Below are 21,675 nucleotides of genomic sequence, written 5' to 3'. Positions count from 1 at the left end.
TGTTAGATTTAGAACATCAAGGTAGTGCTTGACTGAAGTGAAAAAAGTAAATAGGGGGGAAAGACACTCGCTCTTAAAGGCGGGTGTTTTTTAATACCTCCCTGTAGCTGCTGGTAAAGTGTAGACTGTGATGGTTGCCCCAGTTTGTTGTAGTTCATATGCGCTCGTACGACAATAAACTATTTCCCTCCAAGCGATCGCCTTTACAACTCCTAGGCGAGCGTTTTATGGCTGTCTTAGTAGTTGTGAATGTTGTCTTTGCCATATTCGATCTGAGCTATTTAGAAGCAAGGGATTTTTATTTGTGGCTAGATATACGCTTACAGAAAACCCAGCCGAGTGCGAAGAAACAATATTTAGCTAAAGTAGATACTTTGCAGCAGATCTTAAAACAGGAAGGACTTGCCTCTGCTAAAGTTAACCCGCTATTACAAGAAATCAGACAAGATAGCGTGCAGCTATTCTCAGAGCATCCACCTTTTCAGGTGTTGAATAAGAGTGGAACTCTCGCTGTAATTCAGCGCCAATTTCGGCAGCGAGTCGGCAACAAAGACTTGAAGCAGGCTCTAGAAACTTTTTGGAGTAGAGAGTATTTCACCCAACGAAGTTGGCAGCAAGAGATGGATTTCTTCGATCTTAGAATCCGCTATCTTGTTTCAATGTACGAGCCCGTACTGGGTTACGATCTAATTAAGGGAATTGAGCCTTATACCGATACGGAAGTGTATCTACGCAAAGTTGCAGAATTGCGTTCTCAGTTAACGTTACGTGGTTTGAATCCTAGGGAAGTTAATCCCATTTTGGCAGAGCTACGGGAGCTAAGTCTCAAATTAGTGAACGGGAATTACTTTGAGCGATCGCAAAGGACTGGTACTCTGCAAGAAATCAAACATCGCATCAAAAGACACATGTTTCGACATGACCGAGAAAATCGCAGCGAACTGACACCAGCACTACAAATACTAGATTCTATTGGGATTCTAGATCTCCTGGCTCCTGAACTTTTGTGGGCAAATTTATCTTCTGATGAAGCCTTTACCAAATTTTGGAGCTATCCTAACTTGCAAGCGGCAGGATGGCAGAACGAACTAGATTTTTTCGATCGCCAGATTAGCTTCCTTCTCAGTTCTAACTACTATCGACATGTAGCAGTGAATAATAAGCCTGTAGATCGCTTCTGGCTAGTCGATCTACCCTGGTCGATGCTATTTGGCGCGGAACTATTAATTAGAATTATCTCAATGCGGAAACGAGAGAAGATTTCTCTATGGACGGCATTGGGAAGACGCTGGTTCGATCTATTCTTGCTAATACCCTTCCTAGCGCCGTTGCGGATTATTACAGCATTGATTCGTCTCGATCGTGCTGGTCTGGTTAGCTTTGCCCAAATTCGTGCTTACCTGCGTCTGGGCTTTGTCACGAGTTTTGCTGAAGAAATGACGCAAGCAGTAATCGGTAAGGGCATCGATCGATTGCAAACATCGGTGACGCAGGGTGGTTTGCAGAGGGCAATCTTTAAACAGGACAAGAAACCACAGTCTACCTATGTCGATTTAAATGCTACCAATGAGATGAAAGCGATCGCAGATCGGTTAGTTGAAATTATCGCTTGTAGGGTTCTACCAGAAATCAAGCCCGATCTAGAATCCTGGCTGGACTACCAGGTAGATAAAGCCATGCGATCGACATCCTTCTATCAAAAACTCCAACGCTGGCCTCTACTCAAACGCTTACCAAAACAGATTAAAGATAGTTTGGTCGCCCAAATCGTGACATTGGTCGCGGAAACACCCAAGAGATCGTACGAATCTAAGCAAACTGCCATCCCCGATCCGGTGAGCGAGGAACTACAGAAACGCTTAGTAGAGAAGTTCGCGAGCAAATTACAATTGGAACTAAAAGATGGCAACACTCTAGCAGAGATAGAATCTCTCTTGGGAGATCTACTGGAAGAAGTGAAGGTTAATTATCTAAATCGCTCCGTCGATGAAAACATCAAAAAACTAAAGCCAGCCTCTGACTGACTCAAACTAATACCAATGTACGTGAAGATCCCCCCTAGCCCCCCTTTTTAAGGGGGGAACTACTTAAAGTCCCCCTTTTTAAGGGGGATTGAGGGGGATCTGAATCCGTAGTATGGCTTTAGAGAATTGGTATTATTTGTTGGCAATACCCTAAGGAGATTGCCATGAAAAAATATACCGATAATTGTAGGGGCAATTCCCCTGTGGTTACCCCAATTGGTTGAGGGCAGACACGGGGGCGCTGCCCTACGGGTATTTTCTTTGCCAGAAATCTCCTAGCTATAGCACTTTTCAATTGAGAACGGGTTTTATTGATGGGGTGAAGGGGTGGAACCCCTTCTTGGGGGCAACGCCTCCAAACCCCCTTCTCGTTTTCATCTGAAAACCGCTATAGTTAAACCCCATCAGAGATAGTTTTCTGAGGTAATTCTCTTACTGTTTCTACTACTACTTCTTCTACTTTAGCAACTGGTTCCCTCTGGGTCGCTTGTGTTGTTTTGATCGCTTCTAGCGCTTCTTTAATCACAACTGCGGTGGGGACTGCAACTACTACTCCCAAAAGCCCTCCTACCCTAACGCCCGTGAGAATTGCAATGAAAACCCAAAATGGGTTTAATCCGGTCACGCTTCCCAGTACTCTTGGCGCAATCAGGTTCTCGATGATTTGCTGTACGACCAAAGATGCAGCTAATACTTGCAAGGCTAACCCAATGTCTTGCAGGGCAACAAGTGTAGTAACTAGTGCAATCCCCACCGACCCCCCAAAAGGTACGAGTGCCATTACCCCGATCGTCAGACCGAATAGTAAGCCAAAGGGCACTTTTAATAAAAGGAATATGGAGGTTAACCCCGATGCCATACAAGTAGCCAGGATAATTTGCCCAATAAAGTAGTTCTGGAAACTGCGGCTGAGCGTGCGGGAAAAGGGTTGCTGGATGCGCTCTGGGAGCCAACTAATTAAGCTAGCCCATACCTCATCGCCGTGTTGCAGCAAATAAAGGACGGATATGATCGTCAGCAGCACGTCTAGCAACCTCACCACCGTCAATACGGTAACGCTGAGAGCAAGGTTTAATGCTTGTCCTGCAATGGTTTGCAGTTCTACCTTAAGGCGATCGTTGATTTGCGTAATCAGCCCATCAAGGCTAATTGGTAGACCCATCGTATCAACGCGCTCGTTCAGCATCATCAGTTGTTGCTGTCCCGAGTCAATCCATTCTGGCAAGCGCGCTACCAATTGTTGCGCCTGCGCGATCGCTAGAGGTACTAAAGTGACACCGATCGCCGTTAGTACGAGCAATGCCACCAGAAACACCAATATTGCTGCTGGAGCCCGTCGCAATCCTCGCTTTTCTAGCCAACTGAGAGGGTAGTTCAACAGAAACGATACTAAGGAGGCAATAATAATCACGACAAAGAGCGACTCGAAATAACCAAAAATTTCCGAGAACGCCCAGGCATTAAGCACGATAATTGGCGCTGCCAGCGAGATCGCCAATAAACGCGATATAGGCATTAGTGCTTTCCACCAGCCTAGCAAATTACGTTCCTTTGTAGGTGACTCAGGTCTAGCCATGCACCACTTTTACCTTTTTACACAGTAAATTGAAACTATCTATAGTTGTAGACATCTTGGTTAATTCAAAGGGGGGCGGTGCCGCACGCAAGGATTCTAACCCTGTACTCGTCCTAAATCTAGCTATGTTTATAGCTAAAATTTTAATCCGCAGAACAGCATAGATCGCATCAAAGCCATCCTACTACAATCTGGGAAGCGATGAATCTTAAACACTAGTGGTAGGGGTTGCATATCGAGCTACTTGACAAACAGCAACTTCCACCAGAAACCAAAGCCTGTATTGCCTGGCGACTAGAAATCGTGGTTATACAAACAACGTTCCCCACACCCCCTTTCGCCAACGTGTAGTTTTAATTAAGAGAATTGGTATGACCGCAAAGCCTAAAATGCGTGAAGATAGAAAAAAGCCAACGAGCTAGAAACTAAATTGCATGCGCAGGTTCGCGGTAAATATAGTGGGATTGCTCTTGAAGTTGTTAGGGTTGAAGATTAAATACAGGTTCGGCACGATCGCTAAATTCCTGCTAATTGGCAAGAAGTAGGTCGCTTCGAGATCGTATTGGATACCCCCATCCCCACCGCCGGATACGAGGAAATTCCGTCCGCTAGTATAGTTAAATGGCATCCCAAAAGATATCGTTCCTTGCGCGCCTTCCTTAAATAAATCGGGGAAAGCTAAGCCGATCTGAAATGATTGGGCTGAGATGCTTCCTTTACTGAGTAATGGATTGGTGGGATTGAGATTAGTATTGCTAAAGCTATACCGACCAAATAGACCAAATCCTTTAGTCACCAGCCAGTCGAAATTGGCAATATAGATATCCGATTGGGCATTATTTAACCCCCCTCCAAACCCATCATCAGCTAAACCGTTGATAGGAGCCAGACCACCAACTTGACCGAATGGAGGATTGGGTTGTTGATTGGTATGGCTGTACAAGAGCCGTAGATTGAAATCGGAACTGGGTTTGAAAGTAAGCTGCCCGGTAAAGATATTGGTGCCACCAAATAAACCCTCTTGGGGATTGCCAGCAGATCGAGTAAACGGCAAGAAGGTATTGTTTTCTGCCAGATATCCCAGCATTACCTCAAACTGGTCGCTGAGCGCTGTAGTAATAATGGCACCAGCGCCTTGCTTGACAGGACTGCTGAGCGTACTGTTGATGGAATTAAATGTGCCGCTGCCATTTAGGAATAAGGTAAATCGATTCTGATCGAAGACGCGATACCAAATAATTGCAGGGCCAATTTTGAGTTGAGTTTTATCGTTGAAAATTGGAAACTGATAAGAGAATTCCTGGAGAGCAAATAAGTTTGCCCCTGCCCCTGCTGGCGTTTGCTCCGTGAAGGGAGTGCCCCAGGTATTGCGCAATCCCGCACTAGCAAAACTATCTTCGCTGTTGGGAGAGTTTCCGTTGCCTGCCACCAATTGCGTGACGAGCAAATCCTTACCCGTGAAGGATGTGAGGAAATTTAACCACACCAGGCTGCTAAATGTGACATTGGGATTTTTTTTGAATTCCCTTACGGGTGCACCGCCTGGCACTGGAAAGCGACGACCAGGTTCCCGTAGCACGGGTCTGCTGGCCGTCGAACCAGTAATGTTGATGAAAGCTAGTCCATTCAGCTTGGTTGTAGTAGAAAACTGTTGCGATTCTATTTGGGCAGTTTTGGCATCCAAAGCATCTACGCGACCGCGCAAAGCTGCTAGTTCGGCGGCAAACTCCTCCTGCAATTTTTGTACGGCGGCTAGATCTTCTTTGCTTACCTTATCGGCTAGCCCCGCTGTGAGGATCTCGTTAATTTTGTCCAGACAAGCATTCAAACCAGCCGCAAACTCGTAGCGACTGAGGGCACGCTGGCCGCGAAAAGTACGATCCGGATAGCCAGCAATACAGCCATACCTTTCCACTAACGACTGTAGAGCCGTAAATGCCCAGTCGGTTGGCTTCACGTCGCTAAGCTGCGACACCGATGTCACATTTTGGGCATTGATATCTGCATTTTGCGCCAGGCTATCGCGATTCCACTGTTCGGTTAAGCTTAATTCCTGGTTATCCTGGTTATCCTGGTTATCTTGACTGATTGGCGCGATCGCCGATCCGTTATCTAATTTATCTGGCTCATTGGCAGACGCGATCGTCGCTGTTGCCCCCAACACAGTCAAACCTAAAGCTGTGGCAACTAAATATCGTGTTAATTTAGGCATTCACTTATCCCCTTTGTACACACCCACCTCAACATATTAATACCTATTGCGATCGTAAATATCTCAGATTTACGACCGGCGGTTTGACCAAGTACGCAGCATCGCTGATAGTTCGTCTAGTGCAACTGGCTTACTCAGGTAGTCATTCATACCAGATGCCAGGCACCTTTCGCGATCGCCCTTCATGGCATTGGCAGTCAATCCAATTACTACGGTTTTGCGTTTTGCCCCCCTTTCGAGCTGTCGAATTGCTTGGGTTGTTTGATAACCATCCAATACAGGCATCTGGCAGTCCATCAGAATAATATCGAAATCATGGTCTTTGAGTAGAGCCAGAGCTTCTTGACCGTTGGCGGTATTACTCACCTGAGTGCAGCCTAGAGTTTTCAGTTGACGTATTGCCACTTTCTGATTCACCGGATTATCTTCAACAATCAAAATTTTGAGGTTAGCTAATAAATCTTCTGCATGTTGAGTATCGTCGTTAGGGATCGAGGTTTTGGTAACTGAGGGACTGACCGCTGTGCCCGTATCCAGAGCACCGATTAAGCATTCCAGCAAGCGCGATGCCCGAATTGGTTTGATCAAGTAGGCATAGGCGCAATCGTTCTCTACCAAATTAATTGCAGTCTCTCGATTACCAATCGATGTGTAGATAATGCTGTGGGTGCAATGACTCCCTGGCGATAGCTGCCCCAGTTTCCCCAAAAGTTCCCTGCAATTGTCCAATTCATCTAAACCGATTAATGCGATATCAAAATATTGTCCCATTGCCGCGAGACGATCTAAAGAATTGAAAGCAAGATCGATGCGATCGAACTCCGTCACCGACATACCCCAAGTAAGCGCGTAATTAGAGAGAACTCTTCGACTAGTGGGGTGAACGTCAACAATTAATACCCTTCTATGTTCTAACTGTGGCCTGATTTGAAAAATGGAAGTGTTAGCAGACTGCTCTTGGGATTTCTCAAACGTAGCAGTGAAAGAAAACGCAGAGCCTCGACCGACTTCGCTTTTAACCTGTATATTACCGCCCATCATTTCCACCAATTGCCGACAGATAGCCAGACCAAGTCCCGTACCGCCATACCTGCGAGTTGTAGAAGCGTCAACCTGCGTGAATGGCTGAAACAATAATTTCTGATTTTCAGATGCAATCCCAATACCCGTATCTTTAATCGTAAAGCTGACCGTTACTGTAGTATCGGTTGTGTCGTAGAGAGAAGCCTGGATCTGCACTTCGCCGCGCTCGGTAAATTTAATTGCATTGCCTACCAGGTTCATAATTACCTGGCGCAGTCGCGTGGGATCGCCGCGTAGCAAGGCGGGCAAGTTAGTATCCAGAAGTGTAAATAGCTCGATTCCCTTAGCATTAGCTTGTGGGGCGAGGAGATCGGCAACTGCCTCTACGCTATTGACTGGATCGAAATCGAGCGATTCCAGATGCATCTCGCGCGCTTCTAGCTTGGATAGATCGAGAATATCGTCAATTATCAGTAGTAAGTTTTCACCTGATACCCTCAAAGTATGCAAGTAGTCCTGCTGCTCGGTACTGAGCAATGTTTTTTGCAATAGCTCGGTCATGCTCATGACTCCATTCATTGGCGTACGAATTTCATGACTCATGTTTGCTAAAAAGCGCGATTTGTACTTAGAGGCTTCGATCGCTTTTTCTCTAGCCTCAACCAGCTCCGTAATGTCATGAAAATACCAGACGATGCCATAAAAATGCCCGTCGGGGGAAATGATGCGTCCGGAATAATAGTCGAGTACCCTACCATCATCCATCTGGATCTCGCCGCGATCGAAGCGATCTGCGCGATCGTAGGCTCCTTCAATTACTGCGATTAGTTTGCGGGGGATATTTGCCTGAGCTGATAGGTAGGCAATTAAACCAGAATCGCATTCCTGTAATATCTCGGGGGCAATGCCCCACATCTGGCAGAAACGGAAGTTGTAATTAACAATGCGCCCCTGCTCGTCAACCGCCAGAATACCATCGATCGCCGTTTCGTACTGGGCAACTAACTGAGAGTTAATGCGTTGTAATGTATCGTCGGCTTGTTTCCGCTTGGTAATGTCACTAACCGTACCCTCATAGTAAATAATCTTGCCCTCGGTATCGCGAACGGCATGGGCAGCTTCGGAGATCCAGATTACGCGACCGTCGCGATGATACACTTGGGATTCAAAGTTGGTCACGATATCATTGCGCTCGATCGCGGTGACAAACTCCAGTCGTCGCCGGGGCTTGACATAAAGTTGCGTATCGATATTAACTAATGCTGCCATCGCTTCTTCTGGACTGCTATAGCCATACATGCGTGCCAGGGCAGGGTTAATATTGAGGTAACGACCATCGGGGGTTGTTTGGAAAATTCCTTCAATCGCATTTTCAAAAATACTGCGATATTTGCTCTCTGCCTCTCGTAGTTGACTCTCGATCGCCTTGCGATCGTTAATTTCTTGTTGGAGCAGTTGGTTTTGCGATCGCAGTTGCTCTTGCATCCTTTTGAGATTGAGGTGATTGCGAACGCGCGCTAGCACCTCCTCCACTTGAAATGGCTTGGTGATGTAGTCTACACCTCCAACTTGAAATGCCTTAACCTTATCCTTAGTATCGCTAAAGGCACTAATGAAAATTACGGGGATCTCAGCAGTTTTCTCGTTGCTCTTAAGCTGTTGGCAAACCTCATAACCTGTCAGTTCCGGCATGTTAACGTCCAAAAGGATGAGGTCGGGCGGTGCAGCATCAACAGTAATCAGTGCCAGTTTGCCATTGGTAACGCTGCGCACCGCATAACCTTCTTGTATCAAGATTTTTGATAAAAGACGAAGGTTATCTAAGTTGTCATCGACCACCAAAATGTTGGCACTACTCGCACCGATTTGCTGCATATACTATCTTTTCCTTCGGCAAAAGAACCCGTAGCCTTTCATTGCACCTCTAGCTCGATCGCTAGGTCACCTTATTTTGGCACCCTACTTTGCCTGCATATATTGTGGGGTTAAGCTTCGCAGATATAACCTTGCTCTTAAACTTACTGCTTTTTGGCCTATTTACTGTTTGAATAATATGAAAAACTTACGAATAGCTTATGAATAACTATATGCAGTTTTAACCGCTATAGATCGTTATAGATATACAGGACCTACGCACAACAGATCCCCCAAACCCCTTAAAAAGGGGGCTTTTGGGTTTCTCCCCTTAAAAAGGGGGGCTAGGGGGATCTTGAATTTCAGCATTCCATGCATAAGTCCTAATATAGATATTTTATTTGGGTTTTTGCTAACTTGTGCTATTAGATTTTGCCCAATTACAGGCATTGTCATACAGTATAGGATTGAGATAAAGCACAGTGTTTACCCATGACTAGCCCAGCTACCGATCCTACCGAAACAGCTATTATTGAAACGACAAGTAACGAGCAGCTTTTCCCTGAATCTGAGGCATTGGCAGCCGACTCTGACTTTGAGGAGCATAATGACTCTGAGGATGAAGCCGTTGATGATGTGGAAATGTCCTTATTCGATCACCTGGAAGAACTGAGGACGAGGATTTTCTACGCGATCGCGACTGTGCTGGCAGCAATAATTATTTGTTTTATCTTTGTCAACAAAATTGTTTATTTGCTGGAAATTCCCGCCCACGGCGCTAAATTTTTGCAGCTATCACCGGGAGAATACTTTTTTGTCTCGCTCAAGGTGGCGGGCTACAGCGGTCTGCTGTTGGCCAGTCCGACGATTCTGTACCAGATCGTGCGATTTGTTCTACCTGGCTTAACCAAAAAGGAAAAGCGATTTGTGGCGCCGATCGTATTTGGGTCCAGCATTTTGTTCTTGGGTGGCATTTTATTTGCCTACTATGCTCTGATTCCGGCGGCGCTTAACTTCTTCATCAGCTATGGCGGCGATGTGGTGGAGCAGTTGTGGTCGATCGATCGCTACTTTGAGTTTGTGTTGTTGCTGCTCTTCAGTACGGGACTGGCTTTTCAGATCCCTGTAATCCAAGCCTTACTTGCCCTGACTGGAATCGTGACATCGCAACGCATGTTGTCGGGCTGGCGCTACGTGGTTCTAGGTGCGGCAATAGTGGGAGCCGTCCTGACCCCATCCACCGATCCGATGACGCAGAGTTTATTAGGCGGAGCGATCGGGGGGTTGTATTTCGGTGGCATTGGCTTAGTTAAGCTATTGGGTCGTTAATTCCTATAAATCCTAAAACAATGGCATCAGAAGCTTCAAAGCGGTTCAGTCTGGCAGTAAAATACCAACGCCTGCGTCAGGAATTAACGATCGCCATTCTGATCTTTTTGTCAGTGTTGCTGATCGGTACGGTGGGCTATCAGGTCATCGAGGGGTGGAACTGGCTGGATGCGCTATACATGACTACGATTACCCTGGGTACGATCGGTTATAGCGAAACCCACCCCCTCGACGAAAAAGGTCGTATATTTACAATTGCGCTGATTTTCATGAGTATTATCAGCATTGGTTTCATTGTAAATCGCTTTACGGAAGCTGTGGTTCAGGGCTATTTTCAGGAAGTAATTCGTTTGCGACAACAGAAGCGCCTCATGGAATTTCTAGATCGGCATTACATCGTCTGCGGCTTCGGGCGCACGGGACGACAGGTAACTGCTGAGTTCGCTTCTGAGGACATTCCCTTTGTCGTGTTAGATAAGGAAATCGAGCAGATCCAACAAGCAGAGCAACTGGGCTACAGAGCCGTGCAAGGCGATGCCTCGCTGGATGAAACCTTGCAGCGCGTAGCAATCGAGCGGGCGATTTGCATTGTCTGTACGCTGCCATCCGATGCCGAGAACTTGTATACGGTGCTGTCGGCTAAAACGCTCAGTCCTAATATTCGGGCGATCGCCAGAGCCAGTAGCGAAGAAGCGATGAAAAAGCTGAGGCGGGGCGGTGCAGACGAGGTGATTTCTCCCTACATTACGGGCGGCAAGCGCATGGCAGCAGCGGCGCTGCGACCGCAGGTGATGGACTTTGTCGATGGCATTATTTCCGGTGCTAATCGCTCGTACTATATCGAAGAATTTTTAATTGACTCTAAATGCCCGCAGGTAGGCCGTACCCTGAATGAAGCCCGCTTGCGATCGCAGTCCGGTGCTTTAGTTTTGGCAATCCGCCGCGCCGATGGTACGTTACTGGGGGGCCCCAATGCTAATACGGTTTTACTAGAAGGCGATCTCCTGATCTGTATGGGGACATCCGATCAATTGCGGCAACTCAATCAGATTCTCAGCCCGATTTCCGAACGGCAACCCCCGCCCCGCGAACCTAAGTCCTTGCCTCCAAAAGATTGAGTCATAGCTACAGCGTTTTTGAGTTTATGATTTTGCGATCGCAAGTTTTATCAAGCTCAACGATTGGTCAAGCGCGATCGCGCATACTAGAATAGGTATCAAGCATTGGTGGAGCCATCCTCATGTCACTGCAAGAACTTAAAGAACAAGCTATCAAACTATCAGAAAGCGATCGCCTGGCTTTGATCGGTGCCATCATTCAATCTTTGCAAAACACTGCTGAGATTGAAGATTGGCAATATCTGGTAACGCGCACTCATCCCTGGCGGCGACAACTCTACATCAAAGGACGCAAGCTGCTTGCTTCGACTATCTGGCAAGACATGCTTGTCAATGAGATGTCAGTAGAGCAGGTAGCCGAAAATTGGGATTTACCTTTATCTGCGATCGACGAAGTTGTCCGTTACTGTGAGAGCCATCAAGAATTGCTGAAATTAGAGGCAGATGAGGAACGATACCGTTTAGCAGCAAAAGGAGTTTCCGTTGAGTCTACGACTGCTGCTTGACGAGGATTCTCAAGCGAAATATTTGGTTGATTTACTACAAGTGGTAAATCATGATGTAGTAAAGTCAGTATCTGGGTTATGCTTTCGAAGCTCAATCCAAATCATGTAATGAAAAAGAAGAAAGACCAGCCCCCAGAAAATAATCGCAAGTAAATATTGCTCCGGCAATGATAGAGCGTGCATTTTTTAGGTAGTGACCCTTGAAACAACCGTATCTCCTGTAATATCTCAGGTTGCCGGAGCAATACCATCCTGTTTGAAGAGAAATAAGGACAAATACAGATAAATTTGATAAAGCAATAAAAGAGTATAAGATCATTAGTCTATCCTTAGTCTTAACGATCTTGCTCTCCAGCTTAGAAGAATCATTTATTAAAATATCAGCAGCTTTAGGTAGCTTTTCTTTAAACACTTTTAAGTCTTCTCTTAAATCCTCTTGAAGGATAGAAATATCATCCTTAAGAGAGGCAAATTCTAAACAACAATAGATACTATACAGAACATAAACAAATAGAATTAAGGAAGCTCCAATTGAATTTGAATCACTATTAAACTTGAACGAAGCAAAAACAGAAGCAGAGACTGAAACAACTAATGCTCCTGCTCTTGAGTAAAGCTTATTATTTTGCTCTTGAATTGATTGCAAATATTTTTCTTTGCTCTCTCTAAATTTATTTCTCACTTCCTCAAATGAAAAGTTCCTCAAATATATTTCAAAGTCTAATTCTGCCAAATCAAGAATTTTCTCAAAGTTGCGTAGGAACTCAACATATCTTTTCTCTTTGTCAAAAACATCTAATAATTTGCATATTTGAATCTTTATAAAACCTATGAAGTCTTTTTTTTGAAGATCGCTCTCAAGCCTGGTATAAATTTTTTTAAGGCTGCAATCCGGGATCTCGGTTTTGATTGATGGATAACCAATACAAAAGATAGGTTCTTGAATTGGAATGAAAGCAATGACAATTTCACGATTAGCTGATGCATGATAAATTGCGAGTTTTTCCTTCATTAAGTCCAGGATTTTAGAATAATAGCAAGTATTTTCAATTAATAGATCTTCCGTTAGTTCTACAATTTCCTTGTTAAGATTTTGCCCATATTTCTTTTGATCATCATGAGAATAAAAAATAAACGACTCATTGCTATATTTGATGATTGCAAAGTCTTTGCTTAAATCCTCATCATTAAAATCTTTTAGAAAAGTGTTTTTATCATAAAAAATCTTTATTTCATCATTAACTAAAACTATCTCGATTTTGTCATCTTCAATGTAAGCAGTATTATATTTCTCGTTTAACTGATTATACGCCTCTTCTTGATTGACAACAGTTAATTGAAGTTTTCTGCCATCAAAAGATTGATCGAGACTCTCTGCCCAGAGTGTATATAATGTTTGAAAACCAATAAGATTATCTGAAGTCATAATTATTCACTAATTATTCGTTGGATTTCGGCAACAAGTCTTTCAGATTCGATAATGACTTGATTGTCAATTACTTTTATCTTGTCGTTAAAGTCTTTGAAAGTGAATTCAAGTTTAATGCCATCTTCATTCACAGAAATATTTGTGAATTTTTTTAAGATCCTTTTATCAGGCTTAAATTCCGAATCAATTTCATAATCATTTTCTTCGGCAAATTGTTGAATTGTTGTTGCATCCCCATACAAAATGCTACTTAAGTCTGCAAGATTGATAGTTTCACTAGGAGAGGTCAGTGATATATCATGTATCTTCTTTTTTAATTCTTCTCTTGAAATGATATCCGAGTTATTCTCATCTTTCGGTAGAGGGATGCGATTTGCAATTTTATATAGTGTTTCCGTATACACTAGATTGTTAATTAGCTCAACTGCGCATATCCAATTGATAAAATATCCAGAAACATCTGAAATATCTTTTTTTATGAAACTTAGGTAACGAATTTCTTCAACTTCAAAATTATTTTGGTTTATTCTACAGCCCATTGCGATTTTTTCAAGGTCTATGTGCGTAACAGAATTTATGCTATAAGTATCTAAAGTAGTATCTTTCGAAAAAAGCATTCCCGAAGTATTTCTTATTAGGAAAATTCCAAAGTAGTCATGATTTAATTGATAATCTGCAAAAACTAAGTATCCTCCCTTTGCTAAAGGAATATTTACAACTTGCTCCCGTAGATTATCCATTACTGAAGAAGTCATAGTAACAAAACTATCAACTGTTTGACTTTGGTGATAATCTCTATACTTTTGAGGAAAGAACAGTGCTTCATCTTGGTCAAATACTCCATAAGTTACACCTGCTCTACTACTGATAGAGAATCTTTCATTTAACTTTGCAATTAATAAACTCACCTTATCATCGACAGTCAAAACATTAGAAGAAAATTCTACTTTTGCTTCAGTGATATATTGCTCTTTAATAAGTTCATGAATAATAACGTGATTAATTTGCATAGTTTAATTTATACTTGCATTTCAATGAAAGAGAGTCTGGTAACTTTGACAATGCAGAAGCGCTGTTGTCGAAATAAAAACTGACTGTTGAGTCATAACTCAGTGCCAATGATAAGAAATCCATCAAAAACTTGGTCAGTGATGATTGGGTTCATGGATTATTGTTAATATATTCATTTATTTTAGTCGATATTATTACCTTAAAGTGCTTTTCCTAAACTACTTTAAGTGCTCTTTTCAGACAGGAACAAATCATCATGTAGCAAAATCCACTTAGTAATAGCACTTTTGGATTTGTGATTTTGCGATCGCCCTTGACAAGAATCGATAAAATTGCGATCGCAAGAGCTACTGCTTTTTCGTTAATCGTCTATCTCCTAACCTGGATTCCCACTTTTGAGCAAAAGACTCACCCATCTCATAAAGTTCTCTAGCCTTACTTTCAGCTTCCTTAGCAAGTTTCAGCAACTCTAGTAATGTCTTTTCATCTGGTAATTGTTTCACAGCATACCCTCCAAAGTAGTGACAGTTTTACTAACCCTTATTTTAACCTCAATTACTACCCCAAGCATTGCAGCCAATTCTTCACCCGTTTCCTGAACTTCTGCAGCAGTCATATCTACATCCAAGAAAGTTTGCGTTGTGATTTGAAGCCGTTGTCGGTAAGTATGTGCAAAAAATAATACGGTGTTCAAAGAGGCATAGAATTGAATCAAAACGTCATTATTGGGAAAAAGAGACATTACAGACTGCACTAAGTTAATTCCCTTTGTAGCAGTTTGTTCAGTCAGATCTATAGCGGTTTTCACTTGAGAACGGGTTTTATTTTTGGGGTGAAGGGGTGGAACCCCTTCTTGGGGGCAACGCCCCCAAACCCCCTACTCTTTCTGATCTGAAAACCGCTATAGTTCTTGGTTAAGTTGCTCGATGAGATTTGTTAACTCCGGGGAAATAGGCATTTGGCAGAAAAATGTGTCTTTGCTAAGAGCATACAGCTAATGTTTGTTGAAGAAAAGCAATCGCTACACCGAGATTAAGGCTATGCGCCATCGGCTTAAAACTGAGATCGCGCTTTAACTGACAATAGGGAGAATTTTGGGCAATCGTTTTTTAATTCGTCTTTCGTGGCGATCTCTCTGTAAAATATAGCCTTGGATATGCCAAATAAGGTATATACTAAGATATGCTTGCTAAGCCAATTCGTTGGATGGGATCGTCTCTGGAAGATCTATCAAGTTTTCCAGAATCAGCTCGTCGAAAAGCTGGCTTTCAGCTCCGAGCGATTCAGAGTGGGGAAGCACCTTCTGACTTTAAACCAATGACAATTGTTGGTTTAGGAGTTGAAGAAATTCGCATTTAAGTTGGTGAAGCTTACCGGATATTCTATATCGCGAGGTTTGAAGAAGCTATTTACGTACTTCATGCGTTCCAAAAGAAGACTCAAAAGACTTCAAAAATAGACATAGAAATTGGGCAGAAGCGTTATCAGCAGATGTTGAAATACCGACAGTCTATTACAAAAGGAAAGAACAAATGAGTCAAACCGAGTTTTCCACAGTTACTCAAGGTCGCAACAATGTCTTTGAAGATTTAGGTTTTGAGCCAGAAGAAGCCCTCAATCTCAAAATTCGAGCCGATCTGATGTTGAATATTAAACGGTTTATTCAGGTACAAGGATGGACTCAAAAGCAGTCTGCCCTGTTTTTTGGCGAAACACAACCTCGCATTAGCGACTTGATGAATGGCGATATTGAAAGATTCAGCATTGATAAATTAGTAATGATGCTCGCTCGCGCAGGTATGGACGTTCAGCTTGAAGTAAACATAAAGGTTGCTTAAAAGCTTCCTACGCGATTTTTTTGAGAAGAAAGTCCAACCTATATCAAAGCTTTAAGTCGATTTAGCACTTGCAGTCATATAATTCGTTTAGTGCTAAACGTTACCTTTGCGCATCTCTTCGGCGATCGCTTCGCAGGCACGCGCCGTAATTGCCATCTCGGTCAAAGTAGGGCTTTGCCATCCCGCCGATACCCAGCAAGCGCCATCGGTAACGAGGAGGTTGGGAGCTTCCCAGCACTGATTGCGATCGTTCACAACTGAGTCGGTGGGAGAAGTTCCCATGCGCGCTCCTCCCACCTCGTGAACGTAATAGCCGGGTGGCGCAGAAAAGGCCATTTTTGACTGCATGCCGCTGACGTAGTCGGCAAAGATGGGAACGTGAAAGATATCGGTCAACTGCATGGACTGTCCCCCCGCCTTGTCGATGATTTCATCGATCTGGGCGTGCATGTGGGCCAGCATGCTGGTTTCGTTGTCCGACCAGGCACATTCAATATGCGGAACGGGAATGCCCCAGGCATCGACAACCTCTGAGTTCAGGCGAATTTGATTCTCGCAGCGCGGTAGAACTTCGCCGTGCGCGATCAGAAAACCGATCGCGCCCTCTCCCACTTTACGCAGAATACCGGGCAAATCGAAGCGCTGAACGCCACCCCAAATGCCATAGCCGCGCAGAAAATCCTCTTGTTGGGTTCCCAAGTTGCAAAAGTTGGGAATGAAAAAGCTATCGCAGCCGGACAGATCGAAGGGCTTGCCTGCAAATTTAAGACCAGGTAAGAAGAAGAAGTTTGAAGTAGAAACGTGATCCATCAGAAAACGACCGAGGGTGCCCGAGGCATCAGTCAAACCACCAGGTTGGTAGCGTTCCGTGGAGTGCAGGAGAATGCGCACCGACTCAATTGTCGAAGCGCACAGGACTACGATACGACCAGATACCTCATGCGCTGTCCTAGCGATGCGATCGACATATGCCACGCCGCGAGCCTTGCGCGTGTGGCGGTCGAAAATAACGTGACTGACGACGGCATCCGATTGTAGGGTGGTGTTGCCCGTAGCGATCGCAGCTTTCAGCGAAGCCCCCTGGCTGGAGGAACGGGGCCAGGGATCGTCGTCGGTGGAGCGGTGCAGGGGAAAACCCCGCGAGGCAATCAGGCGACGGTCGGGCCATCGCGCCTCGATCGTTGCTTTGAGATGCAGTTCGGATGGTGTTAGCGGCGCGGGCGGCAGATAGTCGCCATCTGGCAGTTGCGCCAGCCCGTCCCGCGCGCCGCGCACCTGGAAAAAACGTTCCAGCTTGCTGTAATAGGGGGCCAGGTCTTGATAGGCGATCGGCCAATCGCGATCGAAACCATCGCGGCTGGCAGCTTTAAATTCGCAGTCGGACAGGCGCAGCGTGATGCCGCCCCAGGTCAGGCTTTTGCCACCTACCTGCCGACCGCGAATCCAGTAGAAGGGCTTATCGGGGGGGGTGGTGTAGGGATTTTCTTTTTCGTCAATAAAGAAATCGGGATTGGCTTTCCAATAACCTGGGTGCGCTGACTGGTATGACTGTCGGCGAGAGATCGCCAGATTATAGAACCGCTTTGCCATATCGCGGACTTGATGCCCCAGGTCGGCCTGCGGATCGACGGCTCGTCCTGCTTCCAATACCAGAACTTTTAAGCCGCGATCGCTCAGCTCTTTGGCCGCTACACCTCCAGTAGCTCCAGAGCCAACCACAATGGCATCGTAAATTTCAGGAGTATGTTGGGGGGGCATTCAGCGATCTACCTAACTACACGCACAGATTGCGATTTTACACTAGATCGAGCAGTACCAACTCTTTACAGACCTTATAGAGCTTTGCGGTGCTAAACCGATCGCTACATACCCGCCACAATCGGTTGGAAGATGGCTTTCATTTCCAGATTACTTACGACTAGTGTGGGGAAACTGCGATCGCTATAGTCAACACCACTTTGGAGGGGGAAGATAGAGCCAGATTCTAAGGGTATCCATATTGCACCAGCCGCTCGAGCGATCGGCCAGGCCGCCGCAATATCCCAAATCTTAGGTGTTGCCTCTACTGCGCCCAGTGTCGAGCCAATCGCCACAGTTAACAGGTTATAGCTAGCAACACCAAGCATCCTCAGTTTGCAGGGATAGTTAACAGTAGTACCAATGCGTTCCAAGCTGCGCGAACAACAACTGAAAAAATAGTTGCCGAGCGGAATCTCTGAAGGCAAGTCCTGAGTACTGCTAATTGGCTTGCCATTTAGGAACGCACCGTTAGGTGGGAGATCGATATCCATGCCATCGCTCGCAAACCAGCCATGCAAAGACTGGCGTAAAGGCGGCAGGTAGACGCAACCAAATACTGGCACTCCCTTGTATAGCAATCCCAGGGAAATCGCCCAGACTGGTATGCCGTGGGCGAAATTGGAAGTGCCATCCAGCGGATCGACAACCCAGCACCAATCACGATCTGGGAAAGCCTGGATAGATTCTTCACTGAGTACGCCGCAATCGGGGAACTCGTCTTTCAACATCTGCGTAATTGTCAGATCTGCCCACCGATCTGATTGAGTAACCAAGCTGCCATCAGCTTTAGCAGAGGGAGAACGGTTTTGTCTCTCCAATTGTTGAAAATTCTCTAGCAATCGATCGCCTACTACCTGTGTAATCTGTTGAGCGATCGCCAACGTACGATCCCAGTTCAAAATTTTTCGACTCCTGTTACTGATTCGATCTCTCTAGCTTTTTGCTCCGGTATGGCAGAACCCGTAGGATCGAGTTTTTGCGCCAGTGCTGGATACTTAATGCGACCGTGGTTGCGCTCTTGCCAAACCCTAAAAAATACGGGGGCAATGCGTTCTAAGTCGTTTAAGGTTAAACCCGAATCCACGAGCTGACCGTCATCCCATCGAGTTTTGAAAATGCGCATGAGCATTTCATTGGCTTCTTCGAGCGTTGCCTCGCTGCCCAAGGAGCGCAGTGCTGCCTCACAGGCATCGGCTAACATTACTACCCCTGTTTCCCGCGATTGCGGAATGGGGCCGTCATAGCGAAAGTCAGACTCTTTAACCGTTTCTGGCGATTGAGTCTTGGCTTTGTGGTAAAAATAGGCGATCGTAATCGTACCTTGATGTTCGGGAATAAAAGTTTGTAAAAGTTCTGGCAGGCGATACTTTTGGGCTAATTTCAAGCCCCCTGTAACGTGCTCTTTAATAATCTGGGCGCTACGCCAGGGATCGTTCAGCACATCGTGGGGATTAGTTTGTCCAAACTGATTTTCAATAAAATATTCCGGTCGTAATGTCTTTCCGACATCGTGATAGAGCGTGCCAGTTCTGACTAAGGCCGTATCGGCTCCCAGTTCTCGCGCCCCCGCCTCAGCTAGATTCGCTACAAACATGGTGTGCTGGAACGTGCCAGGCGCTTCCGTAACCAGCCGCCTGAGCAAAGGTCGATCTAAATTGGCTAGTTCGGCTAAACGAATAGGGGTGATGGCATAGCATATCTGTTCTAGATAGGGAATGGCTCCCAGCGCCAAAATCGAAGCAATAATTCCGCCCGATGCATATCCCAATGCATTGAGTGCCAGACCCATGGGTGCTAAATTACCCAAGAAGATAGCACAGGCAATGTAAGTAGCAGTTTGAGCCGCTGCTATCAACAAACCCGTCATTGCCAATTGCGATCGCGTATGGGGGCGATTCGTCAACCCTGCTGCCAACAAACCACCCAATAGGATTGGGGCAAAGTTAATAATTGGCGCACTAACACTCATAATTATTAAGGCTGAAACTAGCGAAGTAATCAGCAGCGCCAATCGAGAGCCGTAAAAACTACCTAAAATCAGACCCGTACTGGCCAAAGGTACGAGTGCAATACTTCCCGGTGCTAACAACACGGTTGCCAGTGCCGTTCCCGTACAAACTATACCAATTGCAGCGAGATCGCCATTTTTGAGATTGGTATTCAACCATATCGACCACCTGCGATTAATCCTGGAAAAAACGAACATCGATCCAGCTACGCCGATCGCGATCGCTGCAAGCATGGGCAGATTAGGTCGTCTTTGCACTAATCCAAGGCGATCGAGGTAATCAAATTCCTTTTTTGTAACCCTTCGCCCGGCATGGACGATTATTTGTCCTTCTCTGAGCGTAACAAACTTAGGTTTGATTTCAGACTCGGCTTTGAGTGCTAATTGCTCAGTATGTTCGTAATCTGGCTCCAGGTTGGAAACTACTACCAGATCGAGCAATCCAGTCGCGATCGCGCGTCGATTCGGTTCCTTAGGGAGATCCCTTTGATGTTCGATTCGATATTTTCTAAATTCATCTGGCAACCCAGGTACGATTCCCCAAGCTAGAATCTCCTTTAATGCTTTTCGTACGGCTTGCTTATCAGCCTCCCATTCGCTATTTTTGAGGTCGAGCAGATGTTCGCGATACATCTCTGGACCTTCTAACACCTTCTCTGCTGCTTGCTTGTAAGACTTCCTCGCATTGGCGATCTCGTTAATTAACTGCCGATAAGCAGCATCGCCCAGTTCTGCTTTACTTGTTAGTAGTGCTTTAATCGCCTGCCCAGATAGATCGGATGAGGAGGGAGCAGGTAAAAGCGGCGTAGAAAATAGCTTGGGCTGGGCATGCATCAATTCGATCTGCTGTAGCAAGGCATTCCAGGCTAGTTCTGGATATGCGCGCAAATATAACTGCACGTTATAAGGGATCGCATCCGTACTGACGTAGGGCATTTTGCCTGCCAAAGACCGCAAGCGATCGCCAATCTGAAGTAGCTCTTCGAGATGTTTTTGGGAATTCTCGTTAGCTTCTGGATTTGCCAAATAAGTTTGAGGTATCTGCTGGCGCGCTCTTTCCTTAGCTTGGCGGGTAGCCTCCTCGTCAATAACCCTGATGGTTTTTGTGGCTTTAATATCGCTCTGAGCTACCGAATCAACAGACAGTTGCGGCTCCCAAACATAGCGCGCGCCAAACGTCGCACTCAAGCTAACGAAAGTTACACCAACAACTGCCCGCCCAAACCAGCGCCGGAACGGGCAAGTCTCAAGTCTCTTAACCGAAGTGGGAAAATTCCCCATAACTTATCAGAAGCAGAGTATTTTTGTAGAAGAGCAGGACATAAGCCGGGTTCTGTTAATAGCCTTGACTGTAGATTTTTAAGTCTTAGGGTTGTAAACCCCATAACTCTTTAAGGATCTTCAATCTTAACTATCTGGCAGTTATCTATCTAGGATGACTGTTACCAGTCACCTCAAGCGGCTCACGCCCGATCGCCGCGCCCAGCTTTCGCTGTAGCACAGATGCGGACAACGGGTCAAAGAATATAAAGACCAGTATCCTTTTACCCTCTCGCCTTGCTTCCAACTGGGGTTTACCTAGCCAGAGCCTCACGACTCTGCTGGTGCGCTCTTACCGCACCCTTGCACCCTTACCTCAAATAAGTAAAAAGTAAAAAGTAATTTCTTTTGCCCTTTACCGTTTACCTTTTGCCTTGTTTAAGGCGGTATGTTTCTGTGGCACTATCCTCACGATCGCTCGCACTGGGCATTACCCAGCAGTTCGGTCTTCAGGGAAGCCCGGACTTTCCTCAGAGATTTTCATCTCCGCAACCACCACGCCTACTCTTCTCATACCCATATTAACCGAGTTAAAATAATTTCATAAAAACTTTAAAAAAGTCTAGCAATACTTCTAGAGTTGCGCTAATCTGCAAAAAGTAAAATTAAATTAACAATAGCTTTCTA

The 21,675-nt window shown here is 45.3% G+C and carries 15 protein-coding genes, 1 other RNA gene and 1 pseudogene; 6 read left to right on the top strand and 11 right to left on the bottom strand.

The features are described from left to right. The first annotated feature begins 158 nt into the window (after window positions 1-158). Window positions 159-2,024 carry a hypothetical protein gene (locus PSE6802_RS0124095; RefSeq protein WP_019502573.1) on the top strand — a complete coding sequence of 622 codons (1,866 nt, stop codon included), beginning with the start codon at window positions 159-161 and terminating at the stop codon, window positions 2,022-2,024. A gap of 394 nt (window positions 2,025-2,418) precedes the next feature. On the opposite strand, the gene PSE6802_RS0124090 is transcribed toward PSE6802_RS0124095, so the two are convergent. The 3 genes from PSE6802_RS0124090 to PSE6802_RS31480 all read right to left on the bottom strand — a co-directional run bounded on the left by PSE6802_RS0124090 (window position 2,419) and on the right by PSE6802_RS31480 (window position 8,710). Continuing rightward, window positions 2,419-3,600, bottom strand: a complete 1,182-nt coding sequence (locus PSE6802_RS0124090) for an AI-2E family transporter (protein WP_019502572.1) — start codon at window positions 3,598-3,600, stop codon at window positions 2,419-2,421. 418 nt (window positions 3,601-4,018) lie between these two features. Continuing rightward, window positions 4,019-5,812, bottom strand: a complete 1,794-nt coding sequence (locus PSE6802_RS0124085) for an iron uptake porin (RefSeq protein ID WP_019502571.1) — start codon at window positions 5,810-5,812, stop codon at window positions 4,019-4,021. Window positions 5,813-5,881: 69 nt separating this feature from the next. Beyond that, window positions 5,882-8,710, bottom strand: a complete 2,829-nt coding sequence (locus PSE6802_RS31480; protein WP_019502570.1) for a response regulator — start codon at window positions 8,708-8,710, stop codon at window positions 5,882-5,884. Between the two features lie 471 nt (window positions 8,711-9,181). Between PSE6802_RS31480 and tatC the strand changes: the two genes are divergently transcribed. The 3 genes from tatC to PSE6802_RS0124060 all read left to right on the top strand — a co-directional run bounded on the left by tatC (window position 9,182) and on the right by PSE6802_RS0124060 (window position 11,642). Beyond that, window positions 9,182-10,018: a twin-arginine translocase subunit TatC gene (gene tatC / locus PSE6802_RS0124070; protein ID WP_019502569.1), complete on the top strand. Its 837-nt coding sequence runs from the start codon at window positions 9,182-9,184 to the stop codon at window positions 10,016-10,018. A 20-nt stretch (window positions 10,019-10,038) separates the two neighbouring features. After that, window positions 10,039-11,136 carry a potassium channel family protein gene (locus tag PSE6802_RS0124065; RefSeq protein ID WP_019502568.1) on the top strand — a complete coding sequence of 366 codons (1,098 nt, stop codon included), beginning with the start codon at window positions 10,039-10,041 and terminating at the stop codon, window positions 11,134-11,136. A gap of 122 nt (window positions 11,137-11,258) precedes the next feature. Then, window positions 11,259-11,642 (top strand): hypothetical protein, encoded by a 384-nt coding sequence (locus tag PSE6802_RS0124060; RefSeq protein WP_019502567.1) that lies wholly within the window; start codon window positions 11,259-11,261, stop codon window positions 11,640-11,642. A 91-nt stretch (window positions 11,643-11,733) separates the two neighbouring features. Here PSE6802_RS0124060 and PSE6802_RS0124055 read toward each other — a convergent pair whose 3' ends face one another. The 4 genes from PSE6802_RS0124055 to PSE6802_RS0124040 all read right to left on the bottom strand — a co-directional run bounded on the left by PSE6802_RS0124055 (window position 11,734) and on the right by PSE6802_RS0124040 (window position 14,890). Then, entirely contained in the window at window positions 11,734-13,068 is a 1,335-nt protein-coding gene (locus PSE6802_RS0124055; RefSeq protein WP_019502566.1) for a hypothetical protein, read from the bottom strand. A 2-nt stretch (window positions 13,069-13,070) separates the two neighbouring features. Then, the gene (locus PSE6802_RS0124050) at window positions 13,071-14,081 is read right to left on the bottom strand and encodes a nucleoid-associated protein (RefSeq protein ID WP_019502565.1); all 1,011 of its coding nucleotides are present in this window, start codon (window positions 14,079-14,081) and stop codon (window positions 13,071-13,073) included. A 348-nt stretch (window positions 14,082-14,429) separates the two neighbouring features. Next, window positions 14,430-14,585 (bottom strand): hypothetical protein, encoded by a 156-nt coding sequence (locus PSE6802_RS34355; RefSeq protein WP_019502564.1) that lies wholly within the window; start codon window positions 14,583-14,585, stop codon window positions 14,430-14,432. Then, window positions 14,582-14,890, bottom strand: coding sequence for a hypothetical protein (locus PSE6802_RS0124040; RefSeq protein WP_071592321.1), 309 nt, complete (start codon window positions 14,888-14,890; stop codon window positions 14,582-14,584). The genes PSE6802_RS34355 and PSE6802_RS0124040 overlap by 4 nt, the downstream gene beginning before the upstream one ends. A 374-nt stretch (window positions 14,891-15,264) precedes the next feature. Between PSE6802_RS0124040 and PSE6802_RS36000 the strand changes: the two are divergent. Beyond that, window positions 15,265-15,618 (top strand): annotated as a pseudogene (locus PSE6802_RS36000) (type II toxin-antitoxin system RelE/ParE family toxin). Then, the gene (locus PSE6802_RS0124030; RefSeq protein ID WP_019502561.1) at window positions 15,615-15,920 is read left to right on the top strand and encodes a helix-turn-helix domain-containing protein; all 306 of its coding nucleotides are present in this window, start codon (window positions 15,615-15,617) and stop codon (window positions 15,918-15,920) included. Before PSE6802_RS36000 ends, PSE6802_RS0124030 begins: the two are co-directional and overlap by 4 nt. Before the next feature lie 93 nt (window positions 15,921-16,013). On the opposite strand, the gene PSE6802_RS0124025 is transcribed toward PSE6802_RS0124030, so the two are convergent. From PSE6802_RS0124025 to rnpB, 4 genes are all read right to left on the bottom strand, one after another. Next, the gene (locus PSE6802_RS0124025) at window positions 16,014-17,678 is read right to left on the bottom strand and encodes a GMC oxidoreductase (RefSeq protein ID WP_019502560.1); all 1,665 of its coding nucleotides are present in this window, start codon (window positions 17,676-17,678) and stop codon (window positions 16,014-16,016) included. A gap of 104 nt (window positions 17,679-17,782) precedes the next feature. Further along, entirely contained in the window at window positions 17,783-18,619 is an 837-nt protein-coding gene (locus tag PSE6802_RS0124020; protein WP_019502559.1) for an inositol monophosphatase family protein, read from the bottom strand. After that, window positions 18,616-21,009, bottom strand: coding sequence for an HD family phosphohydrolase (locus PSE6802_RS0124015; protein ID WP_026103517.1), 2,394 nt, complete (start codon window positions 21,007-21,009; stop codon window positions 18,616-18,618). The genes PSE6802_RS0124020 and PSE6802_RS0124015 overlap by 4 nt, the downstream gene beginning before the upstream one ends. 25 nt (window positions 21,010-21,034) lie before the next feature. Next, window positions 21,035-21,557, bottom strand: an RNA gene (rnpB, locus tag PSE6802_RS31590) — RNase P RNA component class A. Between the last annotated feature and the right edge of the window lie 118 nt (window positions 21,558-21,675).

The organism is Pseudanabaena sp. PCC 6802 (assembly GCF_000332175.1).
In the GTDB taxonomy this organism is placed as follows: domain Bacteria; phylum Cyanobacteriota; class Cyanobacteriia; order Pseudanabaenales; family Pseudanabaenaceae; genus PCC-6802.
The sequence above is the reverse complement of the archived record's forward strand: the minus strand, read 5'-3'. Positions and strand labels throughout refer to the sequence as shown.

What these genes read in the sequence shown, in the direction of transcription:
- PSE6802_RS0124095 (WP_019502573.1), top strand. Translation starts at nt 159, where the DNA reads ATGCGCTCGTACGACAATAAACTATTTCCCTCCAAGCGATCGCCTTTA.
- PSE6802_RS0124090 (WP_019502572.1), bottom strand. Translation starts at nt 3,600, where the DNA reads ATGGCTAGACCTGAGTCACCTACAAAGGAACGTAATTTGCTAGGCTGG.
- PSE6802_RS0124085 (WP_019502571.1), bottom strand. Translation starts at nt 5,812, where the DNA reads ATGCCTAAATTAACACGATATTTAGTTGCCACAGCTTTAGGTTTGACT.
- PSE6802_RS31480 (WP_019502570.1), bottom strand. Translation starts at nt 8,710, where the DNA reads ATGCAGCAAATCGGTGCGAGTAGTGCCAACATTTTGGTGGTCGATGAC.
- tatC (WP_019502569.1), top strand. Translation starts at nt 9,182, where the DNA reads ATGACTAGCCCAGCTACCGATCCTACCGAAACAGCTATTATTGAAACG.
- PSE6802_RS0124065 (WP_019502568.1), top strand. Translation starts at nt 10,039, where the DNA reads ATGGCATCAGAAGCTTCAAAGCGGTTCAGTCTGGCAGTAAAATACCAA.
- PSE6802_RS0124060 (WP_019502567.1), top strand. Translation starts at nt 11,259, where the DNA reads ATGTCACTGCAAGAACTTAAAGAACAAGCTATCAAACTATCAGAAAGC.
- PSE6802_RS0124055 (WP_019502566.1), bottom strand. Translation starts at nt 13,068, where the DNA reads ATGACTTCAGATAATCTTATTGGTTTTCAAACATTATATACACTCTGG.
- PSE6802_RS0124050 (WP_019502565.1), bottom strand. Translation starts at nt 14,081, where the DNA reads ATGCAAATTAATCACGTTATTATTCATGAACTTATTAAAGAGCAATAT.
- PSE6802_RS0124030 (WP_019502561.1), top strand. Translation starts at nt 15,615, where the DNA reads ATGAGTCAAACCGAGTTTTCCACAGTTACTCAAGGTCGCAACAATGTC.
- PSE6802_RS0124025 (WP_019502560.1), bottom strand. Translation starts at nt 17,678, where the DNA reads ATGCCCCCCCAACATACTCCTGAAATTTACGATGCCATTGTGGTTGGC.
- PSE6802_RS0124015 (WP_026103517.1), bottom strand. Translation starts at nt 21,009, where the DNA reads ATGGGGAATTTTCCCACTTCGGTTAAGAGACTTGAGACTTGCCCGTTC.